The 18,569-nt window shown below is 72.8% G+C and carries 18 protein-coding genes; 12 read left to right on the forward strand and 6 right to left on the reverse strand.

Annotated features, from left to right (window positions below):
- Positions 1-105: 105 nt before the first annotated feature.
- Positions 106-312 (reverse strand): DUF5999 family protein, encoded by a 207-nt coding sequence (locus ACE4Q9_RS28225; RefSeq protein ID WP_397987351.1) that lies wholly within the window; start codon positions 310-312, stop codon positions 106-108.
- A 219-nt stretch (positions 313-531) separates the two neighbouring features.
- Positions 532-1,119, reverse strand: a complete 588-nt coding sequence (locus ACE4Q9_RS28230) for a hypothetical protein (RefSeq protein WP_397987034.1) — start codon at positions 1,117-1,119, stop codon at positions 532-534.
- Between the two features lie 567 nt (positions 1,120-1,686).
- On the opposite strand from ACE4Q9_RS28230, the gene ACE4Q9_RS28235 reads away from it, so the two are divergent.
- Both ACE4Q9_RS28235 and ACE4Q9_RS28240 read left to right on the forward strand, forming a co-directional pair.
- Positions 1,687-3,204, forward strand: a complete 1,518-nt coding sequence (locus ACE4Q9_RS28235; protein WP_397987035.1) for a glutamate--cysteine ligase — start codon at positions 1,687-1,689, stop codon at positions 3,202-3,204.
- A 301-nt stretch (positions 3,205-3,505) separates the two neighbouring features.
- A complete protein-coding gene (locus tag ACE4Q9_RS28240) occupies positions 3,506-4,297 on the forward strand; it encodes a CPBP family intramembrane glutamic endopeptidase (RefSeq protein WP_397987036.1) in 792 nt (263 codons plus the stop codon).
- A 13-nt stretch (positions 4,298-4,310) separates the two neighbouring features.
- Here ACE4Q9_RS28240 and ACE4Q9_RS28245 read toward each other — a convergent pair whose 3' ends face one another.
- Positions 4,311-5,138 (reverse strand): PhzF family phenazine biosynthesis protein, encoded by an 828-nt coding sequence (locus ACE4Q9_RS28245; RefSeq protein WP_397987038.1) that lies wholly within the window; start codon positions 5,136-5,138, stop codon positions 4,311-4,313.
- A gap of 404 nt (positions 5,139-5,542) precedes the next feature.
- Positions 5,543-6,514 carry a hypothetical protein gene (locus ACE4Q9_RS28250; protein WP_397987039.1) on the reverse strand — a complete coding sequence of 324 codons (972 nt, stop codon included), beginning with the start codon at positions 6,512-6,514 and terminating at the stop codon, positions 5,543-5,545.
- A 435-nt stretch (positions 6,515-6,949) separates the two neighbouring features.
- On the opposite strand from ACE4Q9_RS28250, the gene ACE4Q9_RS28255 reads away from it, so the two are divergent.
- The 4 genes from ACE4Q9_RS28255 to ACE4Q9_RS28270 all read left to right on the forward strand — a co-directional run bounded on the left by ACE4Q9_RS28255 (position 6,950) and on the right by ACE4Q9_RS28270 (position 11,265).
- Positions 6,950-7,561, forward strand: coding sequence for a PadR family transcriptional regulator (locus ACE4Q9_RS28255; RefSeq protein WP_397987040.1), 612 nt, complete (start codon positions 6,950-6,952; stop codon positions 7,559-7,561).
- Between the two features lie 461 nt (positions 7,562-8,022).
- Entirely contained in the window at positions 8,023-8,613 is a 591-nt protein-coding gene (locus ACE4Q9_RS28260) for a Clp protease N-terminal domain-containing protein (protein WP_397987041.1), read from the forward strand.
- 430 nt (positions 8,614-9,043) lie between these two features.
- On the forward strand, positions 9,044-10,045 hold the full coding sequence (locus ACE4Q9_RS28265; protein WP_397987042.1) for an EamA family transporter: 1,002 nt from the start codon (positions 9,044-9,046) through the stop codon (positions 10,043-10,045).
- A gap of 191 nt (positions 10,046-10,236) precedes the next feature.
- On the forward strand, positions 10,237-11,265 hold the full coding sequence (locus tag ACE4Q9_RS28270; protein ID WP_397987043.1) for a DMT family transporter: 1,029 nt from the start codon (positions 10,237-10,239) through the stop codon (positions 11,263-11,265).
- Here the strand turns inward: ACE4Q9_RS28270 and ACE4Q9_RS28275 are convergent.
- Positions 11,247-11,927 (reverse strand): pyridoxamine 5'-phosphate oxidase family protein, encoded by a 681-nt coding sequence (locus ACE4Q9_RS28275; protein WP_397987044.1) that lies wholly within the window; start codon positions 11,925-11,927, stop codon positions 11,247-11,249. The two genes, ACE4Q9_RS28270 and ACE4Q9_RS28275, sit on opposite strands and share 19 nt — an antisense overlap.
- 63 nt (positions 11,928-11,990) lie before the next feature.
- Here ACE4Q9_RS28275 and ACE4Q9_RS28280 point away from each other — a divergent pair, with 63 nt between their 5' ends.
- On the forward strand, positions 11,991-13,322 hold the full coding sequence (locus ACE4Q9_RS28280; RefSeq protein ID WP_397987045.1) for an aminotransferase class I/II-fold pyridoxal phosphate-dependent enzyme: 1,332 nt from the start codon (positions 11,991-11,993) through the stop codon (positions 13,320-13,322).
- Between the two features lie 121 nt (positions 13,323-13,443).
- On the opposite strand, the gene ACE4Q9_RS28285 is transcribed toward ACE4Q9_RS28280, so the two are convergent.
- Positions 13,444-14,397, reverse strand: a complete 954-nt coding sequence (locus ACE4Q9_RS28285) for a DMT family transporter (RefSeq protein ID WP_397987046.1) — start codon at positions 14,395-14,397, stop codon at positions 13,444-13,446.
- 74 nt (positions 14,398-14,471) lie between these two features.
- Here ACE4Q9_RS28285 and ACE4Q9_RS28290 point away from each other — a divergent pair, with 74 nt between their 5' ends.
- The 5 genes from ACE4Q9_RS28290 (at position 14,472) to ACE4Q9_RS28310 (ending at position 18,442) form a co-directional block, all read left to right on the forward strand.
- The gene (locus ACE4Q9_RS28290) at positions 14,472-15,374 is read left to right on the forward strand and encodes a LysR family transcriptional regulator (protein ID WP_397987047.1); all 903 of its coding nucleotides are present in this window, start codon (positions 14,472-14,474) and stop codon (positions 15,372-15,374) included.
- Between the two features lie 163 nt (positions 15,375-15,537).
- Positions 15,538-16,308 (forward strand): HipA family kinase, encoded by a 771-nt coding sequence (locus tag ACE4Q9_RS28295; RefSeq protein ID WP_397987048.1) that lies wholly within the window; start codon positions 15,538-15,540, stop codon positions 16,306-16,308.
- Positions 16,305-16,754 (forward strand): DUF3037 domain-containing protein, encoded by a 450-nt coding sequence (locus ACE4Q9_RS28300; protein WP_397987049.1) that lies wholly within the window; start codon positions 16,305-16,307, stop codon positions 16,752-16,754. Before ACE4Q9_RS28295 ends, ACE4Q9_RS28300 begins: the two co-directional genes overlap by 4 nt.
- A gap of 149 nt (positions 16,755-16,903) precedes the next feature.
- Positions 16,904-17,665, forward strand: coding sequence for a 3-oxoacyl-ACP reductase FabG (fabG, locus tag ACE4Q9_RS28305; protein WP_397987050.1), 762 nt, complete (start codon positions 16,904-16,906; stop codon positions 17,663-17,665).
- Positions 17,666-17,677: 12 nt separating this feature from the next.
- The gene (locus ACE4Q9_RS28310; RefSeq protein WP_397987051.1) at positions 17,678-18,442 is read left to right on the forward strand and encodes an SDR family oxidoreductase; all 765 of its coding nucleotides are present in this window, start codon (positions 17,678-17,680) and stop codon (positions 18,440-18,442) included.
- Positions 18,443-18,569: the final 127 nt, after the last annotated feature.

Consider the following 18,569-nt stretch of genomic DNA (forward strand, 5'->3'; position numbering starts at 1 on the left):
CCCCGCGGCGCGGCTACGACCAGCCGGACACGCGTCGGGGCCGGTCGCACCGGGTGGGTGCGGCCGACCCCTTCGGTCCTCGCCGTCCTCGCGGCGCCGCCGCGGTCAGGCGGCGGTCACCACCTGGTCCGCGCCGAGCGGGCGGTGCGGGACGATGACGCGGCCGTCGGGCAGCAGCTCACCGGTGTCCTCGAAGAACAGGACGCCGTTGCACAGCAGGCTCCATCCCTGTTCCGGGTGGTGCGCCACGAGGCGGGCGGACTCCCGGTCGGCGGACTCGGCTGACGGGCAGGGTGGCTGGTGCTGGCACATGGATGGGATCTCTCGCTCTGTCGTGGTCATGGCGTCCCCCGTCATGCAGTCGTTCGGAGCCAGTCTTGCCCCACGGGCGTCGTTCCGCAGGGATTTCGAGGCACCGCTTCCCACAAGGTTGAGGACGCGTCACCCGCGCGGACGGTTCAGCCCAACTACCCTGTCCCTTCAGGTGGTTCGCCCTGGCCGAGGTGGACTAGTCCGTCCGGGGCCCGTGTGTCAGGCGGCCGACGAGCCGAGCAGGGGGAGCCGGGTCGCCCGCAGGGTCAGCACCGGGAGCAGATCGGCCACCGGGTGCGGCAGGTGCGCCGCGATGCCGGGCGGCGCCGGGGCGAGCGGCACCAGCAGATCGCTGGCGGCGGGATGTCCCTCGGCGCCGTCGACGGCGGTGTCGCCGTGCAGCCACAGGGTGAGCATGTAGAGGCCGGGCACCGACAACAGCCTTGGCTGGTAAGGCTGTTGAAGCGACTCGGCCTGCTTCAGGGCCAGTTCGGTGGAGGCGACGTACGGGCCCTCGAAGAAGTGCGAGAAGGCCCAGCCGTCGGGGGTGAGCATGGTCTCGGCCGCGGCCGGCGTCCGGTCGCCGCAGCGGATCAGGAAGCGCCAGCCCGCCAGCCGGGTGGCGGACAGGCCCTGCGGCGTGATCCGGTCCAACACATGGACGGGCAAAGGGAGTTCGGGGGTCACGGGGCCCTGCGCGGCACGCAGGGAGGGGGTGCGGGCCTCACGGACCGCGGTCGGTGAGCTCAGGGCGGTGAGGACGGAGCGCAGGGCGGGCGCGGGGGCAGGGGCAACGTGAAGCGGCATGGTGGGTCGCCTCTCATTCGACAGGCGCGGGGCGCGAGGGAGGGTGGGGCGGACGGCGCTGTCTGCTCACAAAAGGCGGAGAGGTGGGGGCCGGTCGGTGGAGAACGAGGGTGCGGCGCGCTCCGCCGCCCGTCAACCAGAGCGGCAGGAATGCGGCAGGACCCGGACCGAGGGCGCCACCCTCCCGCCTTGTGGACGAAGTTTATACGACATGTGTTCAGGCGGTGTTTCATCTAACCCATTGCCGTGGGTCCCACAAGGCAGGAATAGGCCGCCGATTCGCGGAAATCCTCCCGGTTTACGGGCGGTCACGGCGCGTCGACCTCGCCTTACGCTCCGTTCGCGGACGGCCGAAAGTCATCGGCGTTTTTCACGAGGCGTTCGGGGCACCCGTAGGTGCGCTCGCGACATGCCCCGTGAATGTGCCGCAGGGAACATTCCGACAGCGTAGCGGGCGTCCGGGTGGCGCGGGACGTTATCGATCGCTTTCACTGGGCATTACTCCACCTGACTCTGGGAGCCCCGGCGGCCGGAACGCGGACCGCCCATCCGAGGAGGGACACTTCGATGGGGGAGAAGGTCGTGGCAGGGCAGTTCGACCTGTCCGATCGCCAGCGCTATCGCGAAAAGCTCCAGAAGTGCTTGACGGGGCTGGAGCGGCTGCTGGTCGAGAAGCGATTCGACCGCCCCAGGAACCTCATGGGCGTCGAGATCGAATTGAATCTCGCCGGTCCGGACGGCATGCCGAAAATGTTGAACGGCCAAGTGCTGGAGCGTATCGCCAGCCGTGACTTCCAGACGGAACTCGCGATGTTCAACCTGGAGGTGAACATAGCGCCGCACCGGCTCGGCGGCCGGGTCTTCGACCGCCTCGCCGAGGAGCTGCGGGCCTCGCTCGCCTATGCCGACCGCAAGGCCGGGGAGGTCGACGCGGGCATCGTGATGACCGGCATCCTGCCCACGCTCGGCCGGGACGACCTGGTCTCCTCCAACCTCTCCGAGGTCGACCGCTACACCCTGCTCAACGACCAGATCGTGGCCGCGCGCGGGGAGGACTTCCGGCTCGACATCGAGGGCGTGGAGCACCTGGTCTGCACCGCCAAGTCCATCGTCCCGGAGGCCGCGTGCACCTCCGTGCAGCTGCACCTCCAGGTGACCCCGGGGCGGTTCGCGGACGTGTGGAACGCGGCGCAGGCGGCGAGCGCCGCGCAGATCGCCGTGGGTGCGAACTCCCCGTTCCTGTTCGGCCACGAACTGTGGCGGGAGTCGCGGCCACCGCTCTTCCTCCAGTCCACCGACACCCGGCCGCCCGAACTCCAGGCGCAGGGCGTACGGCCGCGCACCTGGTTCGGCGAGCGGTGGGTCTCCTCGGCGTACGAGCTGTTCGAGGAGAACCTGCGCTACTTCCCGGCCCTGCTGCCGATCTGCGACGACGAGGAGCCGCTGGAGGTCATCGCGGCCGGCGGCACCCCGAAGCTCGCCGAACTCGTGCTGCACAACGGCACCATCTACCGCTGGAACCGGCCGGTGTACGGCATCGCGGACGGCGTACCGCACCTGCGGGTGGAGAACCGGGTCCTGCCGGCCGGCCCCACCATCACCGACGTCATCGCCAACGCGGCGTTCTACTACGGCCTGGTGCGTGCCCTCGCCGAGGAGTCCCGGCCGGTCTGGACCCGGCTGCCGTTCGCCGCGGCCGAGGCCAACTTCGACGCGGCGTGCCGCCACGGCATCGACGCCCGCTTCGTCTGGCCCCGGCGCGGGCGGTACGGCGGCACGGGCGAGGTCGACGCGGTCACCCTGGTCCGCGACGAGCTGCTGCCGCTGGCCTCGGCGGGGCTGGACGCGTGGGGCGTCGAGGCGGCCGACCGCGATCTGTACCTCGGCGTCATCGAGGAGCGCTGCCGGCGCCGGATGAACGGCGCGTCCTGGCAGGCCGCGACCTTCCACCGGGCGCTGGAGGGGGGCCTGTCCCGGCAGGCCGCACTGGCCGCGACGACGCGGCGGTACGCCGAGCTGATGCATGTGGGGGAGCCGGTGCACATGTGGCCGGTGGGGTTGCCGGAGCCGGTGGCGATGGCGTGAGCGGGGCCTTCATGACGGGCGGTGCCGTTGGGGCGAGCGGGCGGTTCACGGCGGGCGGTGCCGACGGCGTGGGCGGGAGGTGCGTGGCTGGCGGTGTCGATGGCGTGAGCGGGAGGTTCGAGGCGGGCGAGTAGGGGCGGTGGGCGGTGTACCGTCCCCGGGTGGCCGGGTGGCCGGGTGGCCGGGTGGCCGGGTGGCCGGGTGGCCGGGTGGCCGGGTGGCCCGGTGCGCGGTTCTCCCAGGTGCTTCTGCGATCCTTGCGGGCAATGCGGCAGTCGCTCGTGAGGTGTGGGAGGCAGGGGTGAAGGTGGAGGCCGGATCGGCGGGCGGGCTGGAACAGCGGACGCGGCGGATCCTGCGCGACGAGACGATCCTCGTGCTCGCGCTGTCGCTGGGCGCGAGCGGGGTCTCCGCGCTGATCAGCTTCATCGGCTCAGTGACCAAGCCGGGCGGACTCAAGGACCAGGCCGCCACCCTCAACGCCTCCGCCGCGCCGGGCCGCCCCTGGCTCGACCTCGCCTGGCAGCTGTTCGGCATCGCCACCGCCCTGGTCCCGGTCGCCCTGGTCGCCCACTTCCTGCTCCGCGAGGGCAGGAGCCTGCGCACCCTCGGCTTCGACCGCACCCGGCCCTGGCCCGACCTCGGCCGGGGCGCGGCGGTCGCGGCGGTGATCGGCAGTACCGGGATCGCCTTCTACCTGGCCGCGCGGGGCCTCGGCTTCAACCTCACCGTCGTGCCCGAGGCGCTGCCCGACGTGTGGTGGAAGTTCCCGGTGCTGATCCTGTCCGCGGTGCAGAACGCGGTCCTCGAAGAGGTCATCGTCGTCGGCTATCTGCTGCGCAGGCTGGGCCAGTTGGGCTGGGCGCCGGGGACCGCGCTGGTCGCGAGCGCGGTCCTGCGCGGCTCGTACCACCTCTACCAGGGCATCGGCGGCTTTCTCGGCAACATGGCCATGGGCGTGGTGTTCGTCTGGCTCTACCGCCGCTGGGGACGGGTCGGCCCGCTGGTCGTCGCCCACTCGCTGCTCGACATCGGCGCGTTCGTCGGCTACGCGCTCCTCGCGGGCAAAGTGGGCTGGCTGCCGACGGCCTGAGGCGGTCGGCGGGTCATGCGTCCGGGCCGGCGTGCAGCTCGCCCTCGATGACGGTGACCGCGCGGCCGGTGAGCAGGGTGCGCTCGCCGCGGAGTGCCGTCCGCACCAGGCCGGTGCGGGGGGATGCCTGGAGGCCGGTGAGGTCGGTACGGCCGAGGCGGGCGGACCAGTGCGGGGCGAGCGCGGTGTGGGCGCTGCCGGTGACGGGGTCCTCGTCGATGCCGACGTTCGGGAAGAAGCAGCGGGAGAGGTAGTCGTAGCCCCCTGACGGGTCGTCGGCGCGGGCGGTGGCGATGATCCCGCGCGCGGAGTACGCGGCGAGCGCCTTGTGGTCGGGGGTGAGACCGCGGACCGTCTTCTCGTCCGCCAACTCCACCAGCAGGTCACCGACGTTCGCCCCGGTGTCGAGGACGGCGACCGGCTCCGCGCCCAGCGCCTCGGCGACGCCGTCCGGCACCGCGACGGGGGTGAGCGGCGCGGTGGGGAAGTCGAGGGTGATCGCGCCGTCCCCGGCGGGCGTGGCCACGAGCACCCCGCTGCGGGTGGCGAACCGCACGGGACCCTCGTGCGCGCCGGTCGTGTGCAGCACCTGCGCCGTGGCCAGCGTGGCGTGCCCGCACATGGCCACCTCGGTGACCGGCGTGAACCAGCGCAGCGCCCAGTCCGCGTCGCCGCCCGCGGGCAGCCGGTGCGCGAACGCCGTCTCGGCGTGATTGACCTCCATGGCGACGTTCTGCATCCAGCCGTCGGCCGGGAAGGCGTCGCCGTCCAGCAGCAGCACGCCGGCGGGGTTGCCCGCGAAGGGCCGGTCGGCGAAGGCGTCCACGATTCGAATCCGCATGCCCCGAAACTAGCGGCTGCGCCGACCGGCCGGCCAAGGCCAATTCCGGAGCGCTGGCCCGCTTTCCGAGCCACGTGATCGCGCCCAACCGCCCAGACGGAGGGAGCCGGCCGTGCCTGCCCGCCGCCGCACCGCGCTCGGGCGGCGCCGGGCAGTGTGATCCGATCGGTGAGGCGCTCCGCCTGTGAGCCGCCGGTTCGACCGGGGAACCCGGACCATGAACGTCTCCCCGCCCGATGAACTCATGACGATCATGCGCCGCCTGGCGGGCACCGCCTGACGAGGCGCGCCCGGAGTCACGCGCGTGCGAGATGCCTTGTCGTGGAGTTCCGTCGTCTCGGTTGATGTGGTCTGCCGCCGGCATCGCGGAGCGACCGCACGGCACCACGGTGAGCCAGGCTCGGTCATCCGTCCGCGAAACGTGCCGCCAAGTCCATGGCTTCCTGGGTGAGTTCGATGTGCAGGCCGGCGTCGTCCTGCGTGGCGAGCCGGGTGAACCGGCCCCCGTGCCACCAGAAGACCGAACGGCTCAGCGCACCCGGCGACTCCTCGAATCCCGCCGCGGCGAACCGAGCCATGGCGTGGAGCGAGGGGAACACGTCCCTGTCGCCGACGACGTGGAAGGCGAGTTGATGCCGGTGCGGCAGCGCGACCAGGATTCCGTGCGGCGCCGGTGAGTCCTTGGTGTAGCGGCGTACGACCTCGTCGAGGACCAGGGCGAGGCTCGCGATGAAGTACGAGCCGCCCGTCAGCACGTCGAAACGGGAACCGTCCTTGTCCCTGACCACCTTGTGCTTGTCGGCGCGGACGGCCCGGAGGTTCCGCATCGCGCGGTCCCGGAGGTCGGTGATCTCGCCCAGGTCGGAGAGGGAGTCCGCGGTCAGCATGTCGACGGTTTCCGGGAGGTCGAGCGCCAGCACCTCCAGCAGATCCGGCACCGACCGGGGCCCGTAACCGAAGGCCTTGAGGAGCGCGGGATCGCTGGGAATGAAGCGGGGGTAGAGCTGGGCCAGCAGCCGTTCGTGCGGCAGGACCCTGAGAGCCTGTGGTCCGGCCATCGAGCGGATGACCCGGTCGACGTGTTCGTCCACCAGCTTCCGCCAGCCCCGCGGTCCGCGGTCGTCCTTGTGGCATACGGCCGCGAGGTTGGAGAGGCCGAAGCGCCAACCCGAGTCCGTGGTCACGCGTCCTGGTTCGACCGTCACCTCGATGCCACGCTCCGCGAACGCCTCGCGGACGAACGTACGCAACCGGGCAGCCTCCGCCTCGGACAGAAACGCGAACTCCCGATCACGCGGCAGGTCCGCCCCGTCACGACGCTCTCCGCGCCGAAATATCCCCACCAGGTCCTCCATCGCATCGAAGGTGCGGATCATAGCCGCGACCGCCCCGGGCACCTTCGTCAGGTGCTCGCCGGCCCGTCTCAACGGAGTTTGACCAGTCTCAACGAAGTTTGATCGGTGCCCGCGGGGCAGGTTCGAGGATCACCGAAGTCATCGGAATCGCTCTTCGGGGCCCGCCGGGCCGGTAGCCCCGGCCCGAGCGGCGGCTGCCGCCTCCAGCGGGGACCGACCGTCGATCTCCACCACCCGCCTCCCCTCCGGCTGCCACCCCGCGGTCGACGCCGCGTCGAGGTACAGCGTGAGGACGGTCGTCAAACTTCGGTGAGACCGGTCAAGCCCGATGAGACAGCACACTCGCGCTCATCAGAAAGGGGCTTGGCAGGCGATCGGTTCCGATATATCGTTGAGGCATCGCGAACGATACGCGATGCAGATGTGACAGAGCAGCGATGGAATGGAGTGATCACCATGCGTGGACATGGATTCGAGCGGCACGAGGGTCACGGCCGACGTGGCATGGGCGGGTTCGAGGCGCGGCGCGCCGCGTTCGGGCCGTTCGGGCCCGGTGGCCCGGGTGGGCCGGGGTTCGGCCCTGGGTTCGGGCCCTGGGGGCATCGGGGGCGCGGCGGTCCCAGGGGGCGGGCGCGGCGCGGTGATGTGCGGGCGTCGATCCTGGCCCTGCTGAAGGAACGCCCGATGCACGGCTACGAGATGATCCAGGAGATCGCCGAGCGCAGCGGCGGCGCGTGGAAGCCCAGCCCCGGCTCGGTCTACCCCACACTCCAGATGCTGGAGGACGAGGGCCTGATCGTCAGCGAGAGCGAGGGCGGCAAGAAGCTGTTCTCCCTCACCGACAGCGGTCGCGGTGTCGCCGAAGAGGGTCCGGAGGCGCCCTGGGAGGAGGCCTCGCGCGGGGTCGACTGGGAGGCGCTGGGCGAGGTCCGGCAGGCCGGCATGGGCCTGATGGAAGCCTTCGGGCAGGTCTGGAAGACCGGGACCAAGGAGCAGCGCGAGAAGGCGCTGGCCGTCGTCAACGAGGCCCGCAAGAAGCTGTACCTCATCCTCGCCGACGAGGATTGAGGGCCGTAGCGGTAAGGCGGGAAGACGGCAAGGGGGTGCCCCGTGGCGCGAGAGCGCGGGGCACCTTCCCCGTTCCGCCACCCGCGAGACGTCCACGGGGATGAGAGCGCCGGCTTCCGTACGGGCGCGCGCACGGCGCTGATCGTCATGGCAGTGCCACGCCTGCCAGAACAGGTCGGCGGCAGCGCGTCCCGCGGCGCGCAGACCCGTACACGTACTCCTTGCCGTAGATCGCCCGCAGCGCCACGAGCCGACAGCCGCCCCCGCCTTCCACGCCCTGGGTGACGTACGGCGGTTGCCCGGCCGGTGGTGTGCAAACCGGCGCGCGCCCCCGGAGGCGGAACGGCCGAAATCTCCTCCCCAAGGATGAGATCGCCGATGACGATGTCCACTCTGCGCGGGACGCCCAAATGGTTCCGCTCGGGGATGACTCGGCCGGTTGCGGCTGATGGGGTGGGGTCGTGCAATCCCGTACCGCCCGCCCGACCGCCCCCGCGTCCTCGGGGGCGCACCCGTGCCAGGACGCCGCGGCGCTCGGTGCCGAGCTCGCGACGGTGGTCGCCGGTGCCCGCCGCCGGGCCGTACGGGACGGCGACCGGCAGGTCGACACCGCCCACTTGCTGCACTCGCTCCTCGAACAGGACCCCGAGGTGCGCTCCGCCGTCGGCGGCCCGCCCCAACTCGCCCGGCTCCTCGGCTATCTGGTGCAGCGCAGCATCGGCTACGGCCTGCGCTGGCAGGGCAGCGTCGAGGATTCGGGCGCCATCCCCGTCGTACCCCGTCCGGCCGCCGGTGACGCGGGCGACTGGTCCCCGGCGGCGGCCGCCGCCCTGCACGGTGCCCGAGAGCGGGCGCGGCGGCGCGGCGGGCACACGGCCGGCGCGACCGATCTGTTCGCCGCGCTCGTCGCCGACCCGGACTCGCGTGCCGTCGAGGTCCTGGAGCGCGCGGGCATCGACGCGCGCGAGCTGTCCGACCGGATCGAGGCCACCGGCTCCGGGGGTCCCGGCGCGGGCGGTCATGGGGAGTTCGCGCAGGACGCGGATTTCTGAGAGCCGGGCCCGGGCCCGGGTCCGGGGGCAGCCCCGCCCGCCGTCCACCCCGCCCCGCGGGCCTCCGTCCGCCGTCGATCTCCGCCCCGGCGGACCCCCGTCTGCCGTCCGTCCCCGTCCGGCGGGCCTCCGTCCGCCGTCCGTCCGCGCCCCGGCGAGAGCCCCGTCTGCCGTCGATCTCTGCCCGACGGACCCCCGTCCGTCCATGCCCCGTGGCCCCCCGTCCGCCGTCGATCCCCGCCTCAGCGCCCCCCGCCCGCGTCCGTCTCCGCCCCCGTCCGTCCCCGCCCCGCGGCCCCCATCCGCCGTCCGTCCCCGCCCCGCTGCCCCCGTCTGCCGTCCGTCCCCGCCCCGGCGGCCCCCCGTCCGCCGTCCATCCCCTGAGACAGGTGTCAACGAGGATGACGCTCCTGTCGTCGCCTGTCATCATGTGCCGGTGCGTACCTCTGAGAGCAGTGAAACCGGCGGCAGAGGCGTCGGTCTGGGCCTCGCGCTCGCCTCCGCGCTGGCCTTCGGCGGGTCCGGAGTGGCCGCCAAGCCGCTGATCGAGTCGGGAATCGACCCACTGCATGTGGTGTGGCTGCGGGTGACCGGCGCCGCCCTGGTCATGCTGCCGATCGCCTGGCGCCATCGCGCCCTGCTGCGCCGCCGCCCCGCGCTGCTCCTCGGGTTCGGGTTGTTCGCCGTCGCCGGCGTCCAGGCCTGCTACTTCGCGGCCCTGTCCCGCATTCCCGTGGGCGTGGCGCTGCTCATCGAGTACCTGGCGCCCGCGCTGGTGCTCGGCTGGGTGCGGTTCGTGCAGCGGCGGTCCGTCACCCGCGCCGCCGCGCTCGGTGTCGTCCTCGCGGCCGGGGGTCTCGCCTGTGTGGTGGAGGTCTGGTCGGGGCTGAGCTTCGACGCGCTGGGCCTGGCGTTCGCGCTCGCCGCCGCCTGCTGCCAGGTCGGCTACTTCATCCTCTCCGACCAGGGCGGCGACGCGGGCGAACACGCGCCGGACCCGCTCGGCGTCATCGCGTACGGCCTGCTCGTGGGCGCCCTCGTGCTCACCGCCGTGGCCCGCCCCTGGGAGCTCCACTGGGCCGCGCTCACCGGTTCGGCGCGGATGAACGGCACCGCCGTACCCGCCCCCGCCCTGCTCGCCTGGCTCGTGCTCGCCGCCACGGTGGTCGCCTACATCACCGGAGTGCTGTCGGTACGACGGCTGTCCCCGCAGGTCGCCGGGGTCGTGGCCTGTCTGGAGGCGGTGATCGCGACGGTGCTGGCCTGGGTGCTGCTCGGCGAGCGCCTGTCCGCGCCGCAGGTCCTCGGCGGCGTCATCGTCCTGGCCGGCGCGTTCATCGCCCAGTCCGCGACGCCCGCCAAGGGGTCGCCGGAACCGGTCGTCCCCGGCGGCCCGGAAAGGGCGTTGTCGGGGCACCGCACCTCCGCCTAAAGTGCTGGTCATGCCGTCCACGCTCGTACTTCCGCCCCCGGCCGCCTGAGGCGGGCCTCCGGGACACCCGCCCGGCGCGATCGGCGCCGGGCCGGACGGTGCTGCCCGCAGACGAAGTCCGCGCGACCCGATCGATCGGGCCGCCCCCGAACTTCCGCACCCCTCGGGTGCGTTCCTGCGGAGAAACTCCCTTGTCAGACGCGACATCGAACTCGAACTCGACCTCGAACCCGAACACTTCCACCGGCCTGCCCGTAGGGCGCGGCCTGCTGTATCTGATCGTCACCGGTGCCGCCTGGGGCACCGCGGGCGCTGCCGCCTCCCTGGTCTACCGGACCAGTGACATGGGCGCCTTCGGCCTTTCCTTCTGGCGCTGCGCGCTGGGCCTCCTGCTGCTGCTCGCCGGCCGCGGTCTGCGCCCGCGGACCCGGCGGGGCGCGGCCGAACCGGTGGCGCGCCGGGTGCTGAAGGCCCTCGCCACCGGCCTCGGACTCGCGGTGTTCCAGACCGCCTACTTCGCGGCCGTGGCGGCCACCGGACTCGCCGTGGCCACCGTCGTCACCCTCGGCGCGGGCCCCGTGCTCATCGCGCTCGGCGCCCGGATCCTGCTCGGCGAACGGCTCGGCGCGGGCGGCGTCCTGTCGGTGGCCGGCGCCCTCGCCGGACTCGCCGTGCTGACCTTCGGCGACTCGGGCGCGGCCGTCCGCCCCGCGGGGGTGCTGCTCGCGCTGCTGTCGGCCGCGGGCTACGGCGCCATGACCCTGCTGACCCGCCGGTGGGGCCGGGACGGCGGCGCCGATGCGTCCGAGACCACCGTGTGGGCCTTCGCGGTGACCACCCTGTGCCTGCTGCCGTTCGCGCTGCACGAAGGACTGCTCCCGCACACCGGCCACCCGGCCCGGCTGCTGTGGCTCCTGTGCTACATCGCCGCCGTGCCCACGGCCCTCGCGTACGCCCTGTACTTCGCGGGCGCGGCCGTCGTACGGTCCGCCACCGTCTCCGTGATCATGCTGCTGGAGCCGGTGACCGCGGCCGTGCTCGCCGTGCTGCTGCTCGGCGAGCGGCTCACGGCCACCACCGTGATCGGCACCCTGCTGATGCTCACGGCGGTCGCGGGCCTGACCGTGAGCGAGGCGACCGGACGCGGTGGTGGCGGGCGCCCGGCGGGACCCGGCGACAACCCGGCGGAGTCGAAGGGGAGTTACTCCCCGGCGAGGTAGTCCGGCAGCTCGGTCCCGGGCGCCAGGTCGGCGTTCGGGACCGGGGCGTCGTACCCCTTGCGGAGCGGGACGACACCGGCCCAGTGCGGGAGGGCGAGGTCCTCGGGCTCGTCGTTGGCGCCGCCGGTGCGCAGCTTCGCGGAGACCTCGTCCAGGTCGAGGCGGATCACCGCGGTGGCGGCCAGCTCCTTCTTGTTCGCGGGCCGGGAGTCGGCGGCGCGCCCCGGCACGACGTGGTCCACCAGGGCGTCCAGCGCGCGGCGCCGCTCCTCGGGGTCGGTGACCTCGTGCGCGATGCCGTGCACCACCACCGAGCGGTAGTTGATCGAGTGGTGGAAGGCGGAGCGGGCCAGCACCAGGCCGTCCACGAGGGTCACGGTCAGGCACACCGGCAGACCCGGATCGGCGGCGCCGGTCATCCGCAGCGGACGCGAACCCGTCGAGCCGTGGATGTAGAGCCGCTCGCCCACCCGGCCGTACAGCGTGGGCAGCACCACGGGCGCGCCGTCGCGGACGAAGCCCAGGTGGCAGACGTACCCCTCGTCCAATATCGCGTGCACCAGCTCCTTGTCGTACGACGCCCGGTCCGCGCTGCGGGTGGGAACGGTGCGGTCGGTCGGTGTGTAGACGGTGGGCTGGGTTTCCGCGGTGGTGCCCGGCATGACGGTCCCTCCAAGGCGAAGCCGACAGGCGATTCGCATTTGTACTAGTGCATAATGAGTTTTGTGCTAGGAGACTATCGGATCGAGGGCCGGGGCGCAGCAGAGATCGCGGCCGACGTCGAACGCGCGGTGGGCACCGGGGAGCTGCGCCCCGGCCAACCGCTGCCGCCCATGCGGGAGTTGGCGGCCCGGCTGGGGGTGAATCCGAACACCGTCGCGGCCGCCTACCGCACGCTGCGCGAGCGCGGGGTGATCGAGACCGCCGGGCGGCGCGGCAGTCGGGTGCGGCCCAAGCCGGTCACCACCGGACGCGCTCAGCTGCGGGTGGAGGTGCCGCCGGGCGCCCGCGACCTGTCCACCGGCAACCCGGACCCGGCCCTGCTGCCGTCCCTCGCCCCGGCGCTCGCCGCGGCGGCCGAGGCGGGGGACCGGCGGGCCGTCCTCTACGGCGACGACCCCGTCGACCCCGGCCTGGCCCGCGTCGCCCGCGCCGAACTCGACGCGGACGGCGTCCCCGCGGGGGCCCTCACCGTCACCTCCGGCTCGCTCGACGCCATCGAGCGCGTCCTCGCCGCCCACCTCAGGCCCGGTGACGCGGTCGCTGTCGAGGACCCCGGCTGGGGCAGCGTCCTCGATCTGCTGCCGGCGCTGGGCCTGCGCACGGTCCCGGTGAGCGTGGACGACGACGGGCCGTCCCCCGAGGAACTGGCCCGCGCCTTGGCCGACGGGGCCCGCGCGGTGATCGTCACCGCCCGCGCGCAGAACCCGACCGGCGCAGCCGTGTCCGCCGCCCGCGCGCGTGACCTGCGCGCGGTGCTGCGCGCGCATCCGAACGCCCTGCTGATCGAGGACGACCACGGCCACGGCATCGTGGACCTGCCCCCGCACCCCCTCGCGGGCGCCACCCGGCACTGGGCCTTCGCGCGCTCCGCAGCCAAGACGTACGGGCCCGATCTGCGCCTCGCCGTCCTTGCGGGCGACCCGGTGACCGTCGACCGGGTCCGCGGCCGGCTGCGCCTCGGGCCCGGCTGGGTGAGCCTGCTGCTCCAGCGGGCGGTGGCCCATCTGTGGATCGAGGGCGCGGTGGACCGGACGGCGGTGGCGGAGTCGTACCGCTCCCGGCGGCAGCCCCTGATCGAGGCGCTGGCCGCCCGTGGCATCGAGGCGCGTGGGCGTACCGGCATGAACGTCTGGGTCCCGGTCCCCGACGAGACGGCCACCGTCGCCCGCCTTCTTCAGTCCGGGTGGGGCGTCGCTCCGGGCGCCCGCTTCCGCCTGTCCAGCCCCCCGGCCGTCCGCATCACGGTGTCCCCGCTGACCCCCCGGGACATCGAACCGCTGGCGGAGGCGGTCGAGGCGGCGGTACGACCGTCACCGGCACGTACCTATGGCTGACGGCGCGTCACGCGGGGTCGTGGCGCGCCTCCCTGTATCGCAACGACCGATCCAGAACTTGCCGACGTGGGGTGCGGCGGGGCGGCGCGGGCCGCGGCGGGGTGGTCCAAAAGCAGCCGGTCTACGAGCGTGTGGCGCCCTTCTTCCCCCGCACCTGTGTGAGCGCCGCCCCCGCGAGCACGATCACCGCCCCCACGGGCGTGTTCCAGCGCAGCGACTCCCCGAGGATCGCCACCCCCGCCGCGGTCGCGATCACCGGAATGAAGTACGTGACCATCTGCGCCGTCGTGGGCCCGACTTCGGCGACGAGACCGTACTGGAGGAGCACCGCGAGTCCCGTCCCGAGCGCGCCCAGCGCGGCGACGGCCAGCAGTGGCACCAGGGCGAAGTGCTTCGGCATGCCGGTGAACAGCGGTGTCACCACGGCCAGTTGCACCGTGGCCAGCAGCAACTGGCCGCCGGTCATCGACAGATGGGAGTTACCGGTGCCCGCGAGCGTCCGCCGGACGTAGATCCAGCCCACCGGGTAGCTCAGCGAGGCGAGCAGGGCCATCGCCGTGCCGGTGGCGTCGAGGCCGTGGAAGCCCTGCCAGGCGCCGAGCACCGTCAGCACCCCGAGGAAGCCGAGCCCCAGTCCGGCGACCCGGATGCGGGTGGGCCGGTCCTCGGAGAGCGCGACGACGGACAGCGCCATGCCCCACAGCGGCGACGTGGCGTTGCAGATGCCGGCCAGCGTGGACGGGATGGTCAGCTCGGAGTAGGCGAAGAGGGAGAACGGCAGGGCGTTCAGGAAGAACGCGGCGACCGCCATGTGCGCCCACAGCCGGCCCCCGCGCGGCAGCCGCTCCCGCTTGACGGCCATCGCCGCCACCAGCACCGCCGTACCGAAGACCAGCCGGCCGAGGGTGACCTGGAACGGCGCGTACCCGCCGGTACCCACCTTGATCAGCAGAAAGCTGAAGCCCCAGATCAGGGACAGGGCGCCGAAGCGCAGCCGCCAGTCGAGGCGGGGGCGGGACGGTGACAGGTCCGGGGTGGTGCGGGACTGGGTTCGGGATGTGGTGACCGTGCTCATGACGACAACGATGCGGGATCAAACTTCTTAGCACAATCGAGAAATCTCACCGGGTATCTCGTAGGATCGCTTATATGTTGAACTTGGAGCGCCTGCGCACCCTGGACGCCCTGGCCCGGCACGGCTCGGTCAGCGCCGCCGCCGACGCGCTGCACGTCACTACGTCCGCCGTCTCCCAGCAGCTGGGCAAGCTGGAACGCGAGATCAACCAGCAACTCCTCGCGAAGAACGGCCGGGGCGTACGGCTCACCGACGCCGGCCGGCTGCTCTCGGAGCACGCGGCACGGATCCTCTCGCAGGTGGAACTGGCCGAGTCGGATCTGGAGGCGCACCGCGGGCAGGTCGTCGGGGAGCTGCGGCTGTCCGCGTTCCCCACCGCCGCCCGCGGCCTGTTCCCGGTGGCGCTGCGGGCGCTGCGCGCCGAGCATCCGGGGCTGCGGGTGCGCTCCAGCGAGCTGGAACCGGAGCAGGGCATCGCCGCCGTGGTGCGCGGCGACCTCGATCTCGCGGTGGTCCTGGACTGGTACAACAAGCCGATGCCGGTCCCCGACGGACTGGTCAAGGCGCCGCTCCTGGACGACCCGGCCGAGGTCGCCATGCCCGCGGGACACCGGCTCGCCGGCCGCGCCGAGGTGGACCTCGCCGAGTTCGCCGAGGACGAGTGGATCACCTGGGGCGAGGGGGAGTTCTGCCACGAGTGGCTGATGTTCACCCTGCGCTCCAAGGGCGTCGAGCCGATCGTCGGCCACCGCGCGGGCGAGACGCACACCCAACTCCAGCTGGTGGCCGCCGGATTGGGGGTGTGCATCGCGCCGCTGCTGGGCCGCCATCCGGTGCCGGACGGCGTGGTCCTCGTACCCCTCACCCAGCGTGTGCGCCGGCACGTCTACGTCATCTGGCGCGCCGACGCCGACCGCCGCCCCTCCATCCGCGCGGCGGTCGAGGCGCTGCGCACGGCCGCGCGGAAGGTCGACTGATCCTGCGGCCCGGCCCGCGGGACGACGGACATGCGCCCCGTTGTCGTACGGCGCCCCGCCGCGCGGAACCGGCGGCGACGCGCTGCCGCGCGACCTCGGCTGCCGCCGAGGCGCCCGGCCGCCTCCGGCCCCGCGTCGCGGGCGGCCCCAGTAACCTGGGGCGATGCTCAAGGAAGTCACCGCGACCCGCTACATCACGCCGCTGCGTGAGGGCGGCTCGCTGCCGGGGCTCGTCGAGGCCGACGACTCCGGGACCTACGTCATGAAGTTCACCGGAGCCGGACAGGGCCGCAAGACCCTGGTCGCGGAGGTGGTGTGCGGCGAACTCGCCCGGCGCCTCGGCCTCCGGGCGCCCCGCCTGGTCACCGTCGAGCTGGACGCGGTGCTCGGGCTCGGCGAACCGGAGCCGCAGGTACAGGAGTTGCTACGGGGCAGCGGCGGCACCAACCTCGGCATGGACTTCCTCTCCGGCGCCCTCGGCTACGACCCGCTCGCCTTCGCGGTGAGCCCCGAGGAGGCCGGGCGGATCATCTGGTTCGACGCGCTGATCAACAACGTGGACCGCTCCTGGCGCAACCCCAACCTCCTGGTCCACCGGGGCGAGCTGTGGCTGATCGACCACGGCGCCACCATGATCTGGCACCACAACTGGCCCGCCGCCGAGAAATCCGCGGCCCGCCCCTACGACGCCGCCGAGCACGCCCTCGCCGGCTTCGCCCCGGACCTCGCGGCGGCCGCCGCCGACCTCGCGCCCCGCGTCACCGAGGACCTGCTCGCCGAGGTCACCGCCGAGATCCCGGACGCCTGGCTCACCGGCGAACCCGGCTTCGGCACTCCGGACGAACTGCGCCGGGCCTACGCGCGCCCGCTGCTCGCCCGCGCCGCCGTCATCGCCGACCGCATCACCGGCACCGGCCCCCAGGAGGACAAGTGAGCGAGACCCACATCCACATGGCCGGCCATGTCACCGAGCGCCACATCACCCGAGCCGGCCAGGGCGGCGACCGGGACGTCTTCGAATACGCGCTGATCAGGGTCGTACCCCGGATCGAGCGCGGGGAGTGTCTCAACGCGGGCGTGGCCGTCTACTGCCGCGCGCAGGGCTACGTCGGTGCCCGCACCCATCTGGACGAGGACCGGCTGCGCGCCCTGGACCCGGCGGCCGACGCGGCCGCCATCCGGGCGGCGCTCACCGCGATCGAGCGGCACTGCGCGGGCGGCGCGGCGGCCGGACAGGCGGCCGGAGACGACGCCGGGCGGCGCTTCCGCTGGCTGATCGCGCCCCGCTCCACCGTGGTCCAGCCCGGCCCGGTGCACACCGGCCTGACCGCCGACCCGGCCGCCGAGACGGAGCGATTGCTGGACCTCCTGGTGAGGTAATGGATCACAACGGCCGGATGAGCCGTTGACACCGGGTGCCAGGGCTTCTAGCGTCGTGTGGGCTGAAGATACTAAGCGGTCGCTCACCGCACCGGAAGGCCCTCGCGAAGGGTCGTACGGGATCTCTCAAGGGCGAGGAGAAGCAGCACATGTCCACCACTGAACAGCGGGTCGCGGTCGTCACCGGCGCGGCGCGCGGCATCGGCGCCGCCACCGCCGTACGGCTGGCCGCCGAGGGCCGCGCGGTCGCCGTGATCGACCTGGACGAGGCCGCCTGCAAGGACACCGTCGAGAAGATCACCGCGGCCGGCGGCAAGGCCATCGCGGTCGGCGCCGACGTCTCCGACGAGGCGCAGGTCGAGGCCGCCGTCGCCCGGATCGTCGCGGAGCTGGGCGCCCCGACGATCCTGGTCAACAACGCGGGCGTGCTGCGCGACAACCTGCTGTTCAAGATGAGCGTCTCCGACTGGGACACCGTCCTGAACGTGCATCTGCGCGGCTCGTTCCTGATGACCAAGGCCGTGCAGAAGCACATGGTCGACGCCGGCTTCGGCCGGATCGTCAACCTGTCCTCCTCCTCGGCGCTCGGCAACCGCGGCCAGGCCAACTACTCGGCCGCCAAGGCGGGCCTCCAGGGCTTCACCAAGACCCTCGCCATCGAGCTGGGCAAGTTCGGCATCACCGCCAACGCCGTCGCCCCCGGATTCATCGCCACCGAGATGACCAAGGCCACCGCCGAGCGCGTCGGCATGGGCTTCGAGGACTTCAAGAAGGCCGCCGCGGGTGCCATCCCGGTGCAGCGCGTCGGCGAGCCCGAGGACATCGCCAACGCCATCGCCTTCTTCACCGGCGAGGCGGCCGGATTCGTCTCTGGCCAGGTGCTGTACGTCGCCGGCGGACCGCTCGACTAGGGGACGGCGCACATGACTTCCGCAGAACTCCCGCCCCTGTCCGGCAAGGTCGCCCTCGTCACCGGCGCCAGCCGCGGCATCGGGTACGGCGTCGCCGAGGCCCTCGTCGCGCGCGGCGACCGGGTGTGCATCACCGGCCGCAACGAGGACGCGCTCAAGGAGGCCGTCGACAAGCTCGGCGCCGAGCGGGTCATCGGCGTGGCAGGCAAGGCGCACGACCTCGACCACCAGAGCGAGGCCGTCGAGCGCACCATGGAGGCCTTCGGCCGCCTGGACCACCTGGTCAACAACGCGGGCACCAACCCGGTCTTCGGGCCCATCGCGGACCTGGACCTGAACGTCGCCCGCAAGGTCTTCGAGACCAATGTGATCTCCGCGCTCGGCTTCGCCCAGAAGACCTGGCACGCCTGGCAGAAGGACAACGGCGGCGCGATCGTCAACATCGCCTCGATCGCGGGCCTCGCGCCCTCGCCGTTCATCGGCGCCTACGGCGTCAGCAAGGCCGCGATGATCAACCTGACCCAGCAGCTGGCGCACGAGTTCGCGCCCAGGGTGCGGGTCAACGCGATCGCCCCGGCCGTGGTCAAGACGAAGTTCGCCCAGGCCCTGTACGAGGGCCGCGAGGAGGAGGCGGCCGCCGCCTACCCGCTGGGCCGGCTCGGCGTGCCGTCCGACATCGGCGGCGCCGCGGCCTTCCTCACCTCCGAGCAGTCCGACTGGGTCACCGGTCAGACCCTCGTCGTGGACGGTGGACTCTTCCTCAACGCCGGGGTGTGAAACCACCTTCCGGGCGCCGGAATCCGGACGGACCGGCGCTCGGAACACCGCACAGCGAACACCAAGACGGATGACAACGTCGTCATCGCTTTTCGATCAAGTGGCCATGTTCCAGGGGAGGTTGGGC

The organism is Streptomyces sp. AM6-12 (assembly GCF_044327085.1).
Classification (GTDB): domain Bacteria; phylum Actinomycetota; class Actinomycetes; order Streptomycetales; family Streptomycetaceae; genus Streptomyces.